Source organism: Sphingomonas sp. GW821-FHT04B01, assembly GCF_059420425.1.
Genome location: NZ_JBWKTR010000010.1, coordinates 66,829 through 83,848 on the forward strand (window position 1 = coordinate 66,829; position 17,020 = coordinate 83,848).

The window sequence follows — 17,020 nt, forward strand, 5'->3', positions numbered from 1 at the left end:
TAAGCGTGGCGTGGAGACCGCAGATTATGCTGCTTGTGCAATCGGCTGATCTGCCGGCTGCATCCAGTTCCAGGGCATGATTTCGTCCCATCGGCTGGCAGACCAGTCGCCGGCGACCCTGGCGATGACATCGGCGATATAGGCCTGCGGGTCGACGCCGTTCGCCTTGCAGGTCTGGATGACGGTGTAGATGGCCGCGGCCCGCTCGCCGCCTGCGCGAGAGCCGGCGAAGAGCCAGTTGCGGCGTCCGACGGCAACACCGCGCAACGCACGCTCTGCGATGTTGTTGTCGATCTCCAGGCGGCCGTCGTCGAGGAAGCGCGACAGCGCCGGCCAGCGCTTCGTGCCATAGGCGATGGCCTTTGCCATGTCGGACCTGGGCGACAGATGGCGAAGGGCGGCGTCGAGCACCTCGCGCAAGACCTCGACCAGCGGCCGGCTGTTCTCTTGCCGGGCCCGGCATCGCACATCGGGTGGTTGGTCGCGGACCTCGGCCTCGACAGCGTAAAGGGTGCCGATCCGCTCGAGGATGTCGGTGGTCAGCGGCGTGGGCGACCGCTCATGCAGGTCGAAGACCTTGCGCCGGAAATGGGCCCAGCAGGCGACCTCGCTGACACCACCCCGGTAGAGACCGTCATAGCCGGCATAGGCATCGGCCTGGAGGAAACCGCGGAAGCCGGCGAGATGGGACATGGGGTGCGCGGCGGTGCGGTCGGGGGTGAAGCGATACCAGGTTGCGCGCGGCGCCGTGCTGCCCGATGCCTGGTCATCGGCCGCGTACACCCACAGCCGCCCGGTCGCCGTCTTGCCACGACCGGGGTCGAGCACCGGCACCGGCGTGTCGTCGGCATGGATCTTGTCGGCTTTCAGGACTTCGTCGCGGATGCGGCTGACGATGGGGTCGAGCAGTGCGGCAGCCTGTCCGGTCCACCCCGCCAGCGTCGAGCGGTCGATGTCGAGCCCTTGCGCCGCCATCATCCCGGCCTGGCGGTAGAGCGGCAGATGGTGGTCGAACTTCGAGACGACGATGTGCGCCAGCGTGGCGAAGGTCGCCTTGCCGCGCGCAATGGCGCTGACCGGTGCCGGTGCCTGGACGATCTTATCGCACACCCGGCAGCTGTATTTGGGGCGGACGTTACGCACGACCCGCCAGCGCACCGGCACGATGTCGAGCATCTCGTGCGCATCTGACCCAAGCGGGCGCAACGCACCGCCACAGTCCGGGCAGGTGCAGGCACCTGACGCCGGCTCGTTGACGACCTCTTCGCGCGGCAGATGCTCCGGCAGGTTGCGGACGGGCACCGGCCGAACCGCCACGCCGCTGTCAGCCGCCTCGGGCACAGGCGCATCACGCTCCGTCTCCAGTTCCTCCAGCGCCAGTTCGAGTTGCTCGATCTCGCGGCCCAGCTTCTCGGACGAGGCGCCGAACTGCATCCGCCGCAGCCGCGCGATCTGTCCGCGCAAGGTGTCGATGAGCAGGTCGCGGGCGGCGAGCGCGGCATTGGCCCGGGCGAGCGAGACCTCCAGCGCGGCGATCCGCGCGGCGGCATCAGCAGGGGAAACAGGCGCTTCCGACACTTGGATTTCATAGCAGATTGCATGGCAACGGGCGAGCAAAAGCGACGCAAAACCGCGGTTCTTACCCCGCCAGCGTCGGCGCAAACGTCCGCTCCGGGCGTCGCCAGTCGATGCCCTCCAGCAGCATCGACAATTGCGCCGGGGTCAGCGTCACGGCGCCGGTCGCCGTCACCGGCCAGACGAAGCGGCCCCGGTCGAGCCGCTTGGAAAACAGGCATAGGCCTTGCCCGTCGAACCACAACAGCTTGACCAGATGCCCGCGCTTGCCGCGAAACGCGAACAGCGCACCCGAATGCGGATTCTGCGCCAGAATCTGTTGCACCAGCACCGCCAGACCGTCGAACCCCTTGCGCATGTCGGTCACGCCGCACGCCAGGAACACCCGCGTCGGCAGCGGCACCGGGTTCATCGCAGCACCGACAACACCCGTGCCAGCGCGTCCGCATCCACACCTGCGTCGACACTCACCCGTACGCCGCCCGGCAACTCGATCTGGATGAGCCCCGATGAACATGGTGCCGGCTGTGGCACTGGCGGCGTCAGTTCCGCCACCTGCACCTTGGCAAACACCGGCAGCGACGGCATCGCCCCGGCCAGCTTGCCTTCGCGCAGTTGCTTGCGCCACGTGTAGATCAGGCTGCTCGATACCTCGCGATGCGCGATGACATCGCAGACCCGAACCCCCGGCCGGAACGCCTCGGCCAAAATCTCCAGCTTCTCCGCGTCCGACCATCGGCGCCGGCCTGACACCCGGCTGACAACCTCCATCCGACCAGTCTTACGAGTGCTCGTATGACTGGTCGTAGAACCTACAACTTCCCGCACCGCACGCGCCCTCATCAAAGGCGACAAACATCTCCAACACTGGCGCTACCGCAAGGCGGCCTGCTGAACACGCTTACGTCGCGCCCTGGGTGCTGGACGGACCAATGAACGCCGATGCGTTCCTCACCTACGTCACCCGCATCCTGGTGTTCGAACTCGCCCGCGGCGACGTGGTCATCATGGACAACCTGTCGAGCCACAAGGCACCCGCCGTGCCCACCGCTATCGAAAGCGTCGGCGCCAAGCTCCTCTTCCTTCCGCCCTACAGCCCTGACTTCAACCCCATCGAGCAGGCCTTCTCCAAGCTGAAGGCGCACCTGCGAAAAGCCGCCGAGCGCACTATTCCATGGCCTCTGGAACGCCATCGGGCGCATCCTCGACGTCTATTCGCCGACCTTGGGCAACGTGACCAGCAGCATGCGGCGACCGGGTGTATGGCCCGGCGCGTTCAGCAGGCCGACCGTTCCGCCGCCGAAGACCTCCTCGTCCTGGTCCGAAGCCTTGACCTTCGATCGCGCGGGCGGGGCGATCGCCAGGTCGCCAGGGCCCAGAAGCTAAAAAGCGGAACGTGGAGGGTTCCAGCATTGATAATTATGTGTCGAGGATGAGACGAACTAGCGGTCCGGGCAGGATCTTTTCAACGCGCACGATCGGTAACTCGACCTGCGATGCCAGATCGCCAGCCGTGATCCCGCGTTTGTTCAGTAGGATTTGGATCCTCGATCCAAACCGATGACGCGGGTTTATGCTTGTTTGCACTTGAACTCCAACCGAGACTACCGCTCAAGCAGTCTCAACGTCTCCAGGTCCACCGTACGCGAGCCAACCTCCATCAACCGGCAGCACCGTTCCTGTGACGAACCGGCTCAGGTCTGAAAGAAGGAAGGCCGCCGCGTCTGCCACCTCTGCAGGCTCGCCGAGGCGGCGCATCGGAGTTCGCCGCCTTAGGCGATCAACATCGATCTTCCCTTCGGCTTCGAGCCTGTCGATCATCGGCGTTTTGATATAGGTCGGAGCTAGCGAGTTCACGCGTACGCCGTGCCGCCCCCACTCACACGCAAGGGTGCGAGTGAGTTGCGCGATCGCCGCCTTCGCCGGCCCGTAGGCGTGGCGGCGCGGAATACCGTTTATACCGTTCACGGAAGATACGGTTACCAGGGCACCACCTCCAGCTTCGACCATCGATCGGCCAAGGCTCCGGGCAAAGAGGAATGTTCCCCGCAGATTAACATCCACTACTCGCTGCCAGTCCTCCAGCCGGAGTTCCAGAGCCGGCTTTACCGGATCGCTGATCCCGGCGGAGTTGAAGCCGCCGTCTATCCCACCGAGCGCCTCGGCAGCTGCGTACGCCAGCTGTTCGCAAGAACTCTCGTCCGATACATCAACGCGGGCGCTTCCTTTCGCGCCCACTGCAGCTGCGGTAGCCGCAACCCCCTCCTCATCAAGGTCTGCAAGGAAGAGGGTAGCGCCGTAACTGGCAAAGACACGTGCAGCCTCAAGGCCGATACCGCTTGCTGCTCCGGTGATTATAACCCGCTTCCCGGCAAGCAGCCCCTTCGATTGCAGATCTGTTGCCGATGTAGACATTTACTTCTCGTTTTACTGTTTAACAGGAACGGAGCGCACGTATTCGCGGCGTTAGAATTGAACAGCATCGCCGCCTTTTAACCCGAGCATGGCGCGCGCTTCTTCCGGGTTTGCCGGTTCGAGCCCCATTTCCCGGAGGATGCGCACGATCTTCTCGACTTGCTGCGCATTCGATGCGGCGAGCACGCCTCGTTCGATAAAAAGGCTGTCCTCCAAGCCTACGCGGACATGCCCCCCGAGCAGCGCCGCTTGGGTCAGGAACGGCATCTGATGCCTTCCTGCCGCCAGCACTGACCACTGGAAGGTATCCCTGCCGAAGAGCCGGTCTGCGGTCTGCTTCATGAAGGCGAGATTTTCGAGATCCGGACCTATGCCGCCCAAAATACCGAAGATCATCTGAACAAAGAAGCCCGGCTTCACGAGGCCTCGGTCCAGGAAGTGCGCAAGGTTGTAGAGGTGACCGACATCGTAGCACTCGTGTTCGAACCTGGTGCCGGCGCCTGACATGGTCTCGAGGATGTAGGCAATGTCGCGGAAGGTGTTGCGGAAGATGTAGTCGTCGGACTCTTTGACGTACCCCTCCTCCCACTCGTGCTTCCACGAGTGGATCCGTTTCGCCGCGGGGAAGAAGGAGAAGTTCAGCGACCCCATATTGAGTGAGCAGAGCTCGGGCTGGAACGCTGCCGCTGCCTTCAGGCGCTCGGCGACGCTCATGGTCGCGGCTCCGCCCGTGGTGATGTTCACCACGGCGTCAGTGGACTGCTTGATGGTGGGCAAGAACTGTCGGTAGACCTCGGGATCTCCGGTGGGTCGGCCATCCCCTGGCACTCGGGCGTGGAGATGCAGGATAGCGGCGCCGGCTTCCGCGGCGTCGATGGAGGCACGTGCGATCTCTTCGGGCGTGACCGGAAGGGCATCGGACATCGTCGGTACGTGTGCGCTGCCGGTGACGGCGCAGCTAATGATCACCTTGCCGGCGGCTGGCCGGCACGCCGCAGTGCTTGAAGCAGATGCGGTTCCGACTTCGCTCACAACGCGGTCCCTTCGTTCCCCGCGGGCGGTAATCTCGACGCCCACTCCTTCAGCGTCCGGGAGAATTGCTCGGGGTCGGTCGTGTGCATCGCGTGCATCGCGTCCGGCAGCGACAGGTATTCGAACGACACGCCGGTCGTCTCGATCAGCTCGCGAGCCTTTTCAGCCTGGAAGTCGCTGAGCGCGCCGATAAGGTTGCCCGTCACCGGATGGATAGCTCGCGCATGGTGCGTCAGGAGAACGGGGGTCCGAACAGACGCGAGAAGCCGTTCGTTTCGGAGCGTCTCCGACATCTGTCCAGAGAGGAACGAACTGCTCCACTCGGGATCATATTCCTTGAAGTTCTGCGGCACCTCTTCGAACGAGCCCATCATCTGCGCTAGCGGGGAGGCCGAGGCTTTCGCCGCTCGCGTAAAGCCTTGCCAATCACCGATGCTCCACTGGTCGCCGATGTGGCGCTGGAACAGCTCAAGGATCGGGCCCGACGACTGACGCATCGACTGGCCATAGAGCGGCACCCGCTCGCCGGAGAAGAGGGGTGGGTCCTCGAGCAGCGCCCCGCGGATCTGTCCAGGCAGTGCGTAGGCGGAAAGCCATCCAGCGAGGATCCCGCCGGATGAGTTGCCACTGACCACCACCGGTCGGCGAATGACCTGAGTGATGAAACGAACCAAGTCGTTCCCCATGTTGTCGAAGCTGTATCGTCCGGGCGTCCAGGTGGTGCGCCCCTGTCCGCGCACGTCGACGGCGAAGATGTGGAAGTCGCTCGCGAGGAGCTTCATAGCCGCCTCGTAGCCCCACCAGGACTCCGACTGGCCCGGGATCAGGAGCAGTGCCGGCTTCGCCGCATCGCCTGTTTCGGCGTAATTCATGGAAATCTCGCCGAGGTCGATCTGGCGCTCTTCGAAGCTGTGTTTCACGAAGACGCTCGGATCGGCGCCCGTACGGTCATCGACCGGGCCGCCGCCGGTCGCTTGGCTATTTTGCTGCATATCTGATGATCTCCGGTTCTTCTCTATGGTCATTTCGTCACTCCCCGAGGCAAGGGCTACGCTCCGAACGCTGGCGTCAGAGCCGGAGGCCCGGTTGGCGGGTTCAGACCCATGACCGGTGGCGATGCCGAGAACGTCCGACCAACAATGGCCGCGCCAGGCAACATGCTGGTCGGGACGGACCAGCACGAGCGTCGCCTCGCAAAGAGCCCGAACATCGACGCCCTCCGGTCGTACGACCGCGAGCGGTACCCGAAGCGTCGCCGCGTCCCTCTCCGCGCGAGCAAGCTCTTCCTCGGCAGCGTCAGTTGCCGCGAGAAGCGAAAATCCGTTGCCGAGTAAATCGTAGAGCGACCTGCCGTCCGGCAGCCAAGCGTGCGGCAGCAGGTGGCCAGGGCGCGACGTGGGAGAGTAGGTCTCCAAGTTCCGTACCAGTGGATCGTTCGGCTCGCGGACGGTCAATGGCGAATCCTCGTAGCCCAAGCCCAGCACTGTTCCGAGGGTTCGGAACTCTCGTCCTTTGCTCGCGAGAATAAAGTCGCCCAGGCGTTTGCGCGCCTCGTCGCCCGCAATGCCCTCGTCCTCGATGGCGGGATCGATGTCCGCAACGTAGATGGCGAAGTTTGCCATTGCCTCTGCGATGACGTGCTTGTGCACGGGGCGGCGTTCGGCTTCGTAGCTGTCCAACAGCAGAGGGCCGCCCCAACCTGCGAGCATGGCCGCGATTTTCCAGCCGAGATCGACACCGTCGCCGATGCCCATGTTCATCCCGTAGCCGCCTGCGGGCGGGTGCAGATGGCAAGCGTCTCCTGCCAACAGCATTCGGTGGTCCCTGTAACGGTCCGCGACGAGCTCGTTGGCCGTCCACGAGTCCGCACTCAGAATCTCGTATGGCAAATCGATGCCCGTCCTCTGAACGATCAGAGCCCGAGCCGCAGCCTCATCGAGGTGCTCGTCAGGGCGCGCGCCACTCGGCATGAAGAACCAGATGTCATCCTGGTCCATGGGGCCAATGGTGCTGAACCCGTCCCGGCTCATCTGCCAATAGGCGGCAGCCAAACCGAAGGAATGAGCAGCAGCCAGCCCAGGTGCGCGGAAGATGATGTTGTAACTAGTGTGCAGGCCTCGCCTGCCGATCATGCGGGCGCCAATCAGTTCGCGCACCCTGCTTCGCGCACCGTCCGCGCCGATCAGGTAGCTGACGTTGACGACCCGTTCGGTTTGCCCCTCGAGCAAAGTCGCCGCTACGGAACCGTCGTCCTGCGTCGCGCTTACCAGTTGCGTGCCGAAATTGATGTCGACGCCGGAGAGTTCGGTCGCTCGCTCGAGGAGAGTGCGCTCCAACGTGTACTGCGGCACCCATTGCGCGTGCTCGGGATAGAAGGGCGAGCGCTCCGGCGAAGCGTTGAACGCGTCGTCGAAACGCGCCAATTCGCGGCCGGCGAGCCTTGTCACAAAAATCATGTCGTTCGGGTGATGAACACCAAAAGGCGCGGCGGCGGCAAGGCGGTCGGCGATGCCCCAGCGTCGAAGGTGCGTACGGGTACGCACGTTCGTCGTCTTGGCACGGGGCGCCATTCCCGAACGCGGGTTGCCGTCGACCACGAGGACCCGAACGCCTCGTATCCCGAGCTCAATCGCCGCAGCAAGGCCGGTCGGCCCGGCGCCGACGATCAGCACGTCGACCGCTTTGTTCGGCGACACGGTATTTTCGGGGTCGCTCGCCGGCGACGTGTTCATCGAGGCGCGGCTCACAGCACTCGGTTTTCAATGACGCCGATCCCATCGACCTCGCAACGGACGACGTCTCCAGACTGAAGGAATTTGGGCGGAGTCATCGCGGCGCCGACGCCCTCCGGCGTCCCCGTCGCGATGATGTCTCCCGGCTCGAGCGTAAACGCGGTCGAGAGATAGGATATTTGTTTCCAGATGTCGTGAACAAGCGATGCCGTCGTGCTGTCCTGCCGAAGTTCATCATTGACCCAGCAGCGCAAGCGGAGAGCGTGCGGGTCGACTATCTCGTCTGTCGTGACCAAGCAGGGACCGACAGGTCCGTGCGTGTCGAAGGACTTTCCCATCGTGAAGGTCGGCGAGTGATGCTGCCAGTCCCGCGCGGATACATCGTTTGCGACCATGTAACCGAAGACATGCCGATGCGCTTCCGCCTCCGTCACGCACTTTGCCGATCGTCCGATTACAACGGCCAACTCGACCTCGTAATCGACCTGCTCGCTGACCCCGCGATCGATCGGATCGAACGGGCCGGAGAGGCAGGTCGTCTGCTTGTTGAACCAGAGCTGTTGTTTCGGTCGCGGCACACCGACGCGCTCGGCCTCCTCGGCATGCTTGGCGTAGTTCATCCCGATCGCGAGGAACTTGCCAGGACGCTCGACCGGAGCGAGCAGCTCGACGCTGTCGAGAGGCAACGTCTCGACCTGATCGCCAATCGCGTTCACCACCGCGGCCAAGGCATCGTCGCCTCCTTCGATCAGCGACAGCATCGTCGGGTAACTTTCCCGAATGTCTTCGAGCGAGACGACGCCGCCGTCGCGCATCACTCCGAGCTGAACCCTGTCACCTTGCCTGAAGCGAACTAGCTTCATCGTCGATCTCCCAGCACGGGCGTCCACCGCCCGCCAAATCAGTTGAGCCTGCGGTTCCCCGCAGCCAGCATTGTCGAAAGGGCGTTCGCCTAGGTGGCGAAGTCGGCCGGGGACGACGGACCCCATTGAAGACCCATCATTGTCTGCACGCTGGCGACGTTCATCGGCGCGTCGGCGGCAAACAGGTCACCGTCCGTCCAGTGCTCGACCCGATTGCCCCACGGATCCTTCCAATAGTCGAAGACCTGGCTCCCAAGAACGTGCCGTCCGACCCCCCAGTCGTGTTGAAAACCTGAAACCTTCAGGTGTTCGTGCCCAGCCATGAGATCGTCGAGATCGCCGACTTCAAAGGCCGCGTGATGGAATTTCGGCGCGTCCGCCATCGCGGCAAAGTTCAGACTGTGGTGGTCGGTCGACTCCTCACCCCGATCGCAGCGGATGAAGGCGGCTACGAGTTCGTCTTCCTCATTGCGCACTTCATCGGACATGAGCAGACCGAACCTGCTCTCCCACCAAGCCCAAGTCTTGGCGACATCGTGGACACCGAGAACGACATGACCGAGACGGACGACATGGGCCGGTCCCGCTGCGACGCGCTTAGCGACGTTTGTACGCGCACGGGAAGAGGCGATGTTCCAGGCGTCACGGACGCCCGGCTCTTCCAGGGTTACCTCTTGTTGTCCGGCGACGATCTCCACGAGGATCCCGTCGGGATCGCGTAGGCTCAGGACCTTGCCGCCGCCAGGCGTCGTCGCCTTCCGCACCGTTCCGCCCTCGGCCGCGGCCAGTGCGTCCAGATCGGCTACAGAGGCGGCCCGGAGCCCGAGGGCGACAAACCCGGGTGCGCCCAGCACGGTCTCATGGATGTACGGTGCCGATCCGGCCCCCCGCATGCGAAGAACGCCGTCGCCGACGTCTTCGGCGGGAACGAGCCCGAATGCTACGAGGAAGTCGCGCATTCTGCCGAGGTCCGGCGCGCTGAAGCGGACATGAGAAACATCCTGCACCTTGATCATCTGGAACCTCCTGCAGCCCTGCGCGACCGTACCTTGCTCACAACCTATTCCCGACTGCCTGCGGCCCGCTCTCGAGCTGAAACGGGAGCTCGGCGAAACCGTACAAGCCTGCGTTCGTGGCCAGGATTGGTTCGCCCGCGACGAGGGTCGCATCGACGGCAAGCAGGGCCTCGAGCAGAACCTCCATTTCCAGCCGTGCGAGGTGCATGCCGGCGCACATGTGTGGGCCGGTGCCCCAGGCGAGATGGTCACGCGCATCGCGCGTAATGTCGAAGCGATCAGGATCAGCGTAACGCCGCTCATCGCGATTGGCGGCGCCGTAGAGCAACATCACCCGTGCGCCCTGCGGTAGCGTTGTGTCCCCGACCTTATAGTCCTCCGCGGCGACCCGGGCGAACCAGCGCAGGACCGAGTCCCGCCTGACACTTTCCAGGACGGCAGATCCGACGAGTTCGGGCCGGCTCCTTAGCAGCGCCCACTGGTGAGGATGGACGGCGAGATTGTTGAGAAGGTGCCCCATCGCAAAGATCGTCGTGTCGAGGCTCGGGATGACGTAAGCGCTCAGGGCTGCCATCGCTTCTGCCAGTGATAGCCGTCCACCTTCAGCGGCCGCGAAGAGGTCCGCCGCCCAGCTCCCGGGCCGGACGTTGGCCGGATCAAGGCTCGTCATGAAAGCAAACGCTTCCTTCATCGCCTGCTGATCCGCTGGATCCTGGTTAGGGCCGATGAGATTGAAGGTAGCGGCCGCCCAGTCGAGCATCCGGTCACGTCCCTCCTCGGGCAGCCCGACCAGCACCGATACGGCAGTGACGGGGAGGAATTGTGCCAGCTCCTTCATGGCATCGAACCATCCTTGGTCGACCAGGCTGCGCACTTTCCTCTCGACCCTGGCCCGCAGGTCGCCGCGCACCTCCTTCAATCGGGCCGGAGTGAGAGGCCGCATCACGACAGATCGCAACCTGCTGTGAAATGGCCCGTCCGACTGTAGCACGTTCATGCCCTTGGGAGCGTTGAACGCATCGCTGAACCCGACACCCTCTCCGCTGATCAGGGCGGCGGGCGAGCGCGAGGCAGCCTGCACATCTTCGAACCTGGCTAACGCGTAGACGTCCGGACGGGACAGCCTGACAAGCGCTCCCGCGTCGCGCAGGCGCCGGTAATCCGCGAAAGGGTCTTTGAGACTGGCGCTCTCAAAAAGGTCAACGTCGACGAGCGGCGCCCCCGAAGTGTCGTGAGTCACTCTACCCTCCTGCTTCGGCAAGCCTCGATGCCGTCCGTGCGCGCACGCGGCTTGGACGAGACGATCAAGACGAATGCGCTCGGATGAAGTCGTTGATCTCCTCGAGCATGAGCGTGCGGGAGGGTGGAGAGAAGGAGTGCCCCTCCTCGGCAAACACCCTGAAAATCACGTCGACGCCCGCGTCGCGGAGCCGATCCGCCCACGCCTTCGCCTCGTCGTGAAGCACGTCCCACTCGCCCTCGACCACGAGCGTCGGCGGCAACCCGCGGACGGAAGGAGCGAGAATAGGCGATGCTCGCCAGTCGAACCGGTCGCGGTCGTCGCGTAGGTAGAGCTCGGTGACGTAACCGGCCGTGTCCCGGGTCAGCGTATAGCCGTCTGCAAACTCGTAATATGAGCGATATTGTTCGCGCGTGTCTGTGACGGTCGCGTACATGAAAAGGTAGCGAAGCTCCCGGCCGGCGTCGCGCGCCATCAACGCCATGACGGCGGAAAAAACTCCGCCGGTGCATCCGCCGCCGATGCCGATCCGGCTCGGATCGCCGCCGTGAGCGGCGATGTTGTCGAACGTCCACTCAACGACCGCCCAGCAGTCTTCAAGACCGGTCGGGAACTTGTGCTCGGGGGGCAGGCGGAAGTCAGGTGCGACGACTATGCAGCCCAGGTCGTGAGCCATCTTGCTCAGGGTGGCCGCCTCCATATCGAGGCCCGCCAGCATCACGTAGCCGCCAGCATGCATATGGAAATGAACGGGTAGCGCGCCCTCAACGGAAGGGCGGTACACCCGCGCGGGCACGGGCCCGTTGGGACCATCAACCGACACGTCGGTAGTAGTGACGTCTTCGTGGACGGCAGTCGGGCCAGCGAGCTTGCGTCCCAGCTCCGCGAGACCCTCACGTCCAAGTTCGCGCAGCCCTTTGCCGGGAGCCTTCGCAAACCATTCGCGCTTTTCCGGCGTCAGCTTGGCGAACCGCTCCTGCCTAAGCGCGTCGACGTCGATGTTGAGGTTTTCGAATGTAGCGGACATACTTTTTGCCTCGTTCAGCGGGTTGGACGTCGGAGGGTGAGAAGGCGTTTCGCCACCGACGAAGATGGCCGATCGCCGACGCAGCTCACGCCGAGGCCGGCTACGAAGGCCGGGAGACCACGGCGAGCTCTTGCAGCCCAGATTTTCACCAAACCCATAGCTCCTCTCCGGCACCGGTTATCTCCGGGCGCTCCTTGCAGCGGTGTACAGCAGCACCCGATTGCGACACAGATAGCAGATTGGCGAAACCTCCACCGGTATCGTATCACCAGGATCGGAGGTGCCAATGAAGATCAATCATCTACGCGACATCGTTATGGTGGCGGAGAAAGGTAGCTTGCGCTCTGCGGCACGGGAGCTCGGCATCGCGCAGCCGGCGATTACGCGCAGCATCCATGAGGTCGAAAGCGCACTGGGAGCGGTCGTTTTCGAGAGGAGCGCCCGCGGCGCTGTGCCGACTCCGGTCGGGGAACGCTTCATCGTTCGCGCGACCGCTATCCTGGCCGAGCTCGATCGGGCCAAGGAGGAAGCAGCTCATATGAGCATAGGCACGGGAATCACGGTCTCGATCGCTCTGTCCGCCGCTTCGCACATAGCCCTATTGCCGCGTGTCCTCGAACGCTTCCGCTCTCGCTACCCCAATGTGCTACTGTCGATCCGGGATGCGTTGTTCCACGCCGTGGAGCATGACATCGAGCGTGGCGCCCTGGACTTCTTCATCGGTCCGTTACCGCTGGAACCGCTCGGGAGCGACTTCATCGAGGAATTTCTTTTCGACAATCGCCAGATCGTAATCTGTCGGAAAGGGCACCCGCTCGCAGACGCAAGGACACTCGCGGAGTTGGAGGGCGCCCAGTGGGTTGCCACGCTTCCGCCGAAGAATGCAGGGCTCGATGCGAATTTCGCTGGCCATCACATTGATCGGTCGAGCGTCGCCTTGCACGCGGACTCCTCGGTCACGATCCTGCTCGCCGTTGCGAACAGTGACCTCCTGGCCATGCCCCCGCAGCAGTGGGCGAGCTTTCCGCTCGCAAGCGATCAGCTGCAACAGATCGTGATCGAGGACCCGCTGCCCGGGCCGTCGATCTACTCGATCCGGCGCCGCCGTCTCCCGCTTACCCCACCGGCTCAGTTCCTCTTCGATCAGCTGGTCAGGGCAGGGGAGAACATCAAAGCTGCAGCCACCGAGCAGGTTCATAGCGAGTGATACGCATTCAAGGGCAGTTTTGAGTTTCTGCCATCTGCTCGCGCAGTGGGTAGCGTCCTAAGCAGATGGCGGAAGCGTCCAAAAGAGGCGCTGGTTCTGGGGAGGATATATGCACCGCTCGGTAGCTCTGTCTATTGGATCTTCGTTGGCTGCGGTGGCGTCCCTGCTCGCCAGCCCTGCGCAGGCGCAGGAGAACCAGGCCCCAGCTGCGACCTCGCGACCTGCTACGGCACCTCAAGCTCCTGATCAAGCCGTCGCGCCAAGCGCCGCCCCGACAAGCGCGAACAGCTCTGCCTCCGCCGATATCGTTGTCACGGCGCAGCGCCGTTCGGAGCGGCTCCAAGAGGTTCCCCTCTCGGTGACCGCGCTCTCCCCAACGGAGCTGAACCGGCTGAACGTGCGCGACACTCGCGATCTGATGCAGGCTATTCCTGGATTGCAGGTTGCGACCCAGACTGGTGGCGATGGTGCAGGCTCGGCGGTCTACTTTCTGCGTGGTATGGGGCAGGAGAGGCAGGGCAACGGCGCAGAGCCCGCGGTCGGGGTCTATGTCGATGGCTTCTACTACCCGACCCTCTATGGATCGGTCTTCAAAATCGTCGATTTGGCTCAAGTCGAGGTGCTCCGCGGCCCGCAGGGAACCCTTTTCGGGCGGAACACCATTGGCGGTGCCATTCAGTATACCTCAGCCGGTGCGGAACTCGGAAAATTCAGTGGGCATATTAGCGGGACGCTCGGCAACTACGATCGCCAGGACATCACGGGTGCCGTGAACATTCCAATTGGCGATTTCGCGGCGATTCGCGTTACCGGCGGCCACCTCGAGCAGGACGGATGGGTCCGCGTCCAGTCGGGCGGACCGGATGCGGGCCGCACGCGCACCGACCTAGTGCGTGTCCAAGCGCGGGTAGAGCCCACAAGCAGCATCTATGTGGACGGATCCGTGCTCTACAGCAGAGATCGTCTGTTCGGCTTCACCTATAATCTCCCGGGCCCAATCACGCCCGCACCTCTCAAGCCGGGCGAGTCTCCTAGCCTACCGTTCGCCTATAACAACGTGGCACCCCTTCTGGGCCTCCCGTTCTATAACGACGCGTTTCGATCACAGTGCTTCTACTGTCAGCCCGGCTCGAGCATTCCCGAGTACAGCGACTCGACCTACAAAAACGCCCTTCTTACGGCCGGGTGGGATCTGGGGGGCGGTCTATCTCTGAAGTCGCTGACTGGTTGGCAATCGATTGACACGGATTTGGGAGTTGATCCAGACGGAACGCCCGCGCCTGTGTATTTCTTTCAGCTCCCGGTCAGGACTAGGACGTTTTCTCAGGAACTGCAGCTTAACGGCAAGGTCTTTGATGACCGGCTGAACTTCGTGGCCGGGGCCTTTTACTATAACGAACGCTTTCCTGCTATTACGAACACCCGCTCCAATCTTTTGTTCGGTAATCCGGTGCCGGCGCCTGTCGAGGGCCGTACTCTCAAGTCGTACGCCGGCTATGTGGACGCCACCCTCCAGCTAGCCGACAAGCTCAAGGTCATCGGCGGTTTCCGCTATGCTGAAGATCATAAGGGAGCCTTCGCGGTGCCGCCGACGGGCGGTGCGCGTATCGACGCCAAGACATCGACGTTCGACAGTTCGACGTGGCGAGCGGGACTTCAATATCAGTGGAAGCCCGACGTCATGACCTACGCGACCGTCTCGACCGGTTATCGTGCCGGCGGGTTGAACCGATACGTTTCAATCCCGCAGCTATCATTCTTACGCTTCGAGCCGGAGAAGTCGACGAGCTACGAGGTCGGCGCTCGCATGCAGTTTGCCGACCGCCGGGTGACGATCAACCCAACGGCCTTCTACGTCGACTGGAAGAACATCCAGGTCCAGAATGTCGTAATTATCGACGCATCGACGGCTACGGTCGGCACCGTCATCCAGAACGTGGCCGCCGCCCGCAGTTACGGGTTCGAGCTCGAGTTCGCGGTCCAGCCGACCGACAATCTTCGCCTCTTCGGCAACTTCGCTTACCTGAACATCAGGTACAAGAGCATCGGCGCGGCCACCGGGCTGACGACTGACTCCGAACTGCAGCGCTCACCCCCGATCACGTTCGCACTCGGAGCCACTCACACGCTCGATCTCGGAAATGCAGGTTCCGTGGAGACAACGCTCAATTACTCGTTCGAGGACGACCAGCAGAGCTCGCCGAAGACGTCGCTGCTGCTCCCCGCCTATGGGCTGCTGAACGGCCGGATCGCATTCACGCCGACGGACAAGCGTTTCACGATCTCGCTGTTCGCCACCAACCTGACGAACGAGAAATATTACATCGGCGGTGTCGACTATACCGGCCTGGTCGGAACCAAGCACTACGACGTCGGTCGCCCGCGTGAGGTCGGGATCTCGGGGCGGGTGAACTTCTAGTCAACTCCGCCCACTGCGCCGCGGACCTATGGCATCAGGCTGAGCATAAACCTATGATCGAGAACGATCCTACCAGCCGCGGAGCACGCAAGGGTGTAGCGCTAAAAGCCCCTGCCGAGGCCACGAGTATACACGATCTGGTAGAGGCCGGCGGATTCGGCGGGACACAGATACGCGTTTGTCTTCTTGCTACAATGGTGATTGTGCTGGATGGCCTAAGCATGCAGATGCTTGGCTTCGCAGGACCGCTCATCATCCGTGAGTGGAATATCGACAAGCTGGATTTCGGAGCAGCGGTTGCAGCCGCGCTTGTCGGCATGGCTTTTGGCACCTTCTTCGGTGGCCCGACAGGCGACCGCTTGGGCCGCCGCCCTGCATTGATATGGTCGGTCGGACTGTTTGGCGTTGCGTCGATCGGCTGCGGCTTCGCTCAGGGCTTGGGCCAGCTCTCGGTACTGAGGTTCGCCAGCGGCCTTGGATTCGGCGCGTGCTTTCCGGCCGCCACCTCCCTGATATCGGAATGGACACCGCTGAAGCACCGGTCGCTAGCGATCGCGATCATGACGATCGGCGTGCCGTTGGGGGGCATGCTGGGCGCGGGAGTTGCGCTGGCCGTCCTGCCCACGTGGGGCTGGAGGGGCTGTTTCATTGCGAGCGGTTTGCTCGCACTGGCGCACTGCGCCCTCCTCTTTGCTTTCCTTCCTGAATCGGCCGCCTGGTTAGCTTCGAGACACGATCGGCGACGCCAGCTAGAAACCCTGCTTAGAAAGTTCTGGCCCAGCGTGAGCTATGCGTATGCCACGACAACATTCGAGCCAGGCTCGTCGCAGGAGGCTCGTGAGCGCGTACTCACCCGGGCGAACCTCCGCAGTAATGTCGGGCTGTGGCTGGCATTCATGGCAAACATGCTGACCGGGTTTGCGTTGGTCAGCTGGAGCACGGTGATACTGACTGCTCTTGGCATCCCCCTCAACGTGGCGGTAGGAGCAGCTCTTCCGTACAGCGTCGCCTCGATCGTGATGGCGCTCGGCGCGTCGTTTCTCATCGCTCGCTTTGGGACTCTTCGTTCCGTCCTAGTTCTTGCCGGCGCTGGCGTCGCGGCCGGCGTTGCAGCCGGCTGGTTCATAGCCTTGGACCCGCATTCACCACTATTAGGAGTGGTCACTGTCGCGGCTTTCGCCGGTATGGGCGGATGCATCAGTGGGATCCAATCACTGCTCTTCGTGCTCGCGGCAAATGCATTCCCGACGAGCTGCCGCGCAACGGGAGTTGGGTTCAGCGTAGCGGCAGGTCGTGCCGGCGCGGTCGCTGGCGCGTTCGGCGGAGGGTATGTGCTCACCGCTGCGAGTCCGCCCCTATTTTTCGTGCTCGCCGCTGCGGGGCTCGTGATCGTCGCTGTCGGCGGACTCACGGTCGATTGTCATATCCGGCCGCGTGGTGGTGGTGCTTGATGAGCGCCGAACGCCAGGTGCTGCGTTCGGTCACCATTTGACC

13 protein-coding genes and 1 pseudogene are annotated in these 17,020 nt (G+C 63.2%); 4 read left to right on the top strand and 10 right to left on the bottom strand.

From position 1 onward, the window contains the following. Positions 1-24: 24 nt before the first annotated feature. The 3 genes from tnpC to tnpA form a co-directional block, all read right to left on the bottom strand. A complete protein-coding gene (tnpC, locus tag AC07UH_RS18870; protein WP_495181729.1) occupies positions 25-1,578 on the bottom strand; it encodes an IS66 family transposase in 1,554 nt (517 codons plus the stop codon). Positions 1,579-1,639: 61 nt separating this feature from the next. Further along, positions 1,640-1,987 (bottom strand): IS66 family insertion sequence element accessory protein TnpB, encoded by a 348-nt coding sequence (gene tnpB, locus AC07UH_RS18875; protein ID WP_495181730.1) that lies wholly within the window; start codon positions 1,985-1,987, stop codon positions 1,640-1,642. After that, complete coding sequence (tnpA, locus tag AC07UH_RS18880; protein ID WP_495181731.1) at positions 1,984-2,346, bottom strand: IS66-like element accessory protein TnpA; 363 nt, start codon at positions 2,344-2,346, stop codon at positions 1,984-1,986. Before tnpA ends, tnpB begins: the two co-directional genes overlap by 4 nt. Before the next feature lie 137 nt (positions 2,347-2,483). Between tnpA and AC07UH_RS18885 the strand changes: the two are divergent. Further along, positions 2,484-2,784 (top strand): annotated as a pseudogene (locus tag AC07UH_RS18885) (transposase); the annotation flags it as partial. Positions 2,785-3,186: 402 nt separating this feature from the next. On the opposite strand, the gene AC07UH_RS18890 reads toward AC07UH_RS18885, so the two are convergent. The 7 genes from AC07UH_RS18890 to AC07UH_RS18920 all read right to left on the bottom strand — a co-directional run bounded on the left by AC07UH_RS18890 (position 3,187) and on the right by AC07UH_RS18920 (position 11,900). After that, complete coding sequence (locus tag AC07UH_RS18890; protein ID WP_495181732.1) at positions 3,187-3,990, bottom strand: SDR family NAD(P)-dependent oxidoreductase; 804 nt, start codon at positions 3,988-3,990, stop codon at positions 3,187-3,189. A 51-nt stretch (positions 3,991-4,041) separates the two neighbouring features. Further along, entirely contained in the window at positions 4,042-5,022 is a 981-nt protein-coding gene (kce, locus tag AC07UH_RS18895; protein ID WP_495181733.1) for a 3,5-dioxohexanoate:acetyl-CoA acetone transferase, read from the bottom strand. Next, on the bottom strand, positions 5,019-7,754 hold the full coding sequence (locus AC07UH_RS18900) for an alpha/beta fold hydrolase (protein WP_495181734.1): 2,736 nt from the start codon (positions 7,752-7,754) through the stop codon (positions 5,019-5,021). Before AC07UH_RS18900 ends, kce begins: the two co-directional genes overlap by 4 nt. Before the next feature lie 11 nt (positions 7,755-7,765). Beyond that, the gene (locus AC07UH_RS18905) at positions 7,766-8,617 is read right to left on the bottom strand and encodes a fumarylacetoacetate hydrolase family protein (protein WP_495181735.1); all 852 of its coding nucleotides are present in this window, start codon (positions 8,615-8,617) and stop codon (positions 7,766-7,768) included. A gap of 89 nt (positions 8,618-8,706) precedes the next feature. Then, on the bottom strand, positions 8,707-9,633 hold the full coding sequence (locus AC07UH_RS18910) for a VOC family protein (RefSeq protein WP_495181736.1): 927 nt from the start codon (positions 9,631-9,633) through the stop codon (positions 8,707-8,709). Between the two features lie 37 nt (positions 9,634-9,670). Next, complete coding sequence (locus tag AC07UH_RS18915) at positions 9,671-10,873, bottom strand: cytochrome P450 (protein ID WP_495181737.1); 1,203 nt, start codon at positions 10,871-10,873, stop codon at positions 9,671-9,673. A gap of 64 nt (positions 10,874-10,937) precedes the next feature. After that, entirely contained in the window at positions 10,938-11,900 is a 963-nt protein-coding gene (locus AC07UH_RS18920) for an alpha/beta hydrolase (protein WP_495181738.1), read from the bottom strand. 286 nt (positions 11,901-12,186) lie between these two features. On the opposite strand from AC07UH_RS18920, the gene AC07UH_RS18925 reads away from it, so the two are divergent. The 3 genes from AC07UH_RS18925 (at position 12,187) to AC07UH_RS18935 (ending at position 16,977) form a co-directional block, all read left to right on the top strand. After that, positions 12,187-13,107, top strand: a complete 921-nt coding sequence (locus tag AC07UH_RS18925; protein WP_495181739.1) for a LysR family transcriptional regulator — start codon at positions 12,187-12,189, stop codon at positions 13,105-13,107. A 109-nt stretch (positions 13,108-13,216) separates the two neighbouring features. Then, on the top strand, positions 13,217-15,526 hold the full coding sequence (locus tag AC07UH_RS18930; RefSeq protein ID WP_495181740.1) for a TonB-dependent receptor: 2,310 nt from the start codon (positions 13,217-13,219) through the stop codon (positions 15,524-15,526). A 53-nt stretch (positions 15,527-15,579) separates the two neighbouring features. Beyond that, positions 15,580-16,977, top strand: a complete 1,398-nt coding sequence (locus AC07UH_RS18935; RefSeq protein ID WP_495181741.1) for an MFS transporter — start codon at positions 15,580-15,582, stop codon at positions 16,975-16,977. The last annotated feature ends 43 nt before the right edge of the window (positions 16,978-17,020 follow it).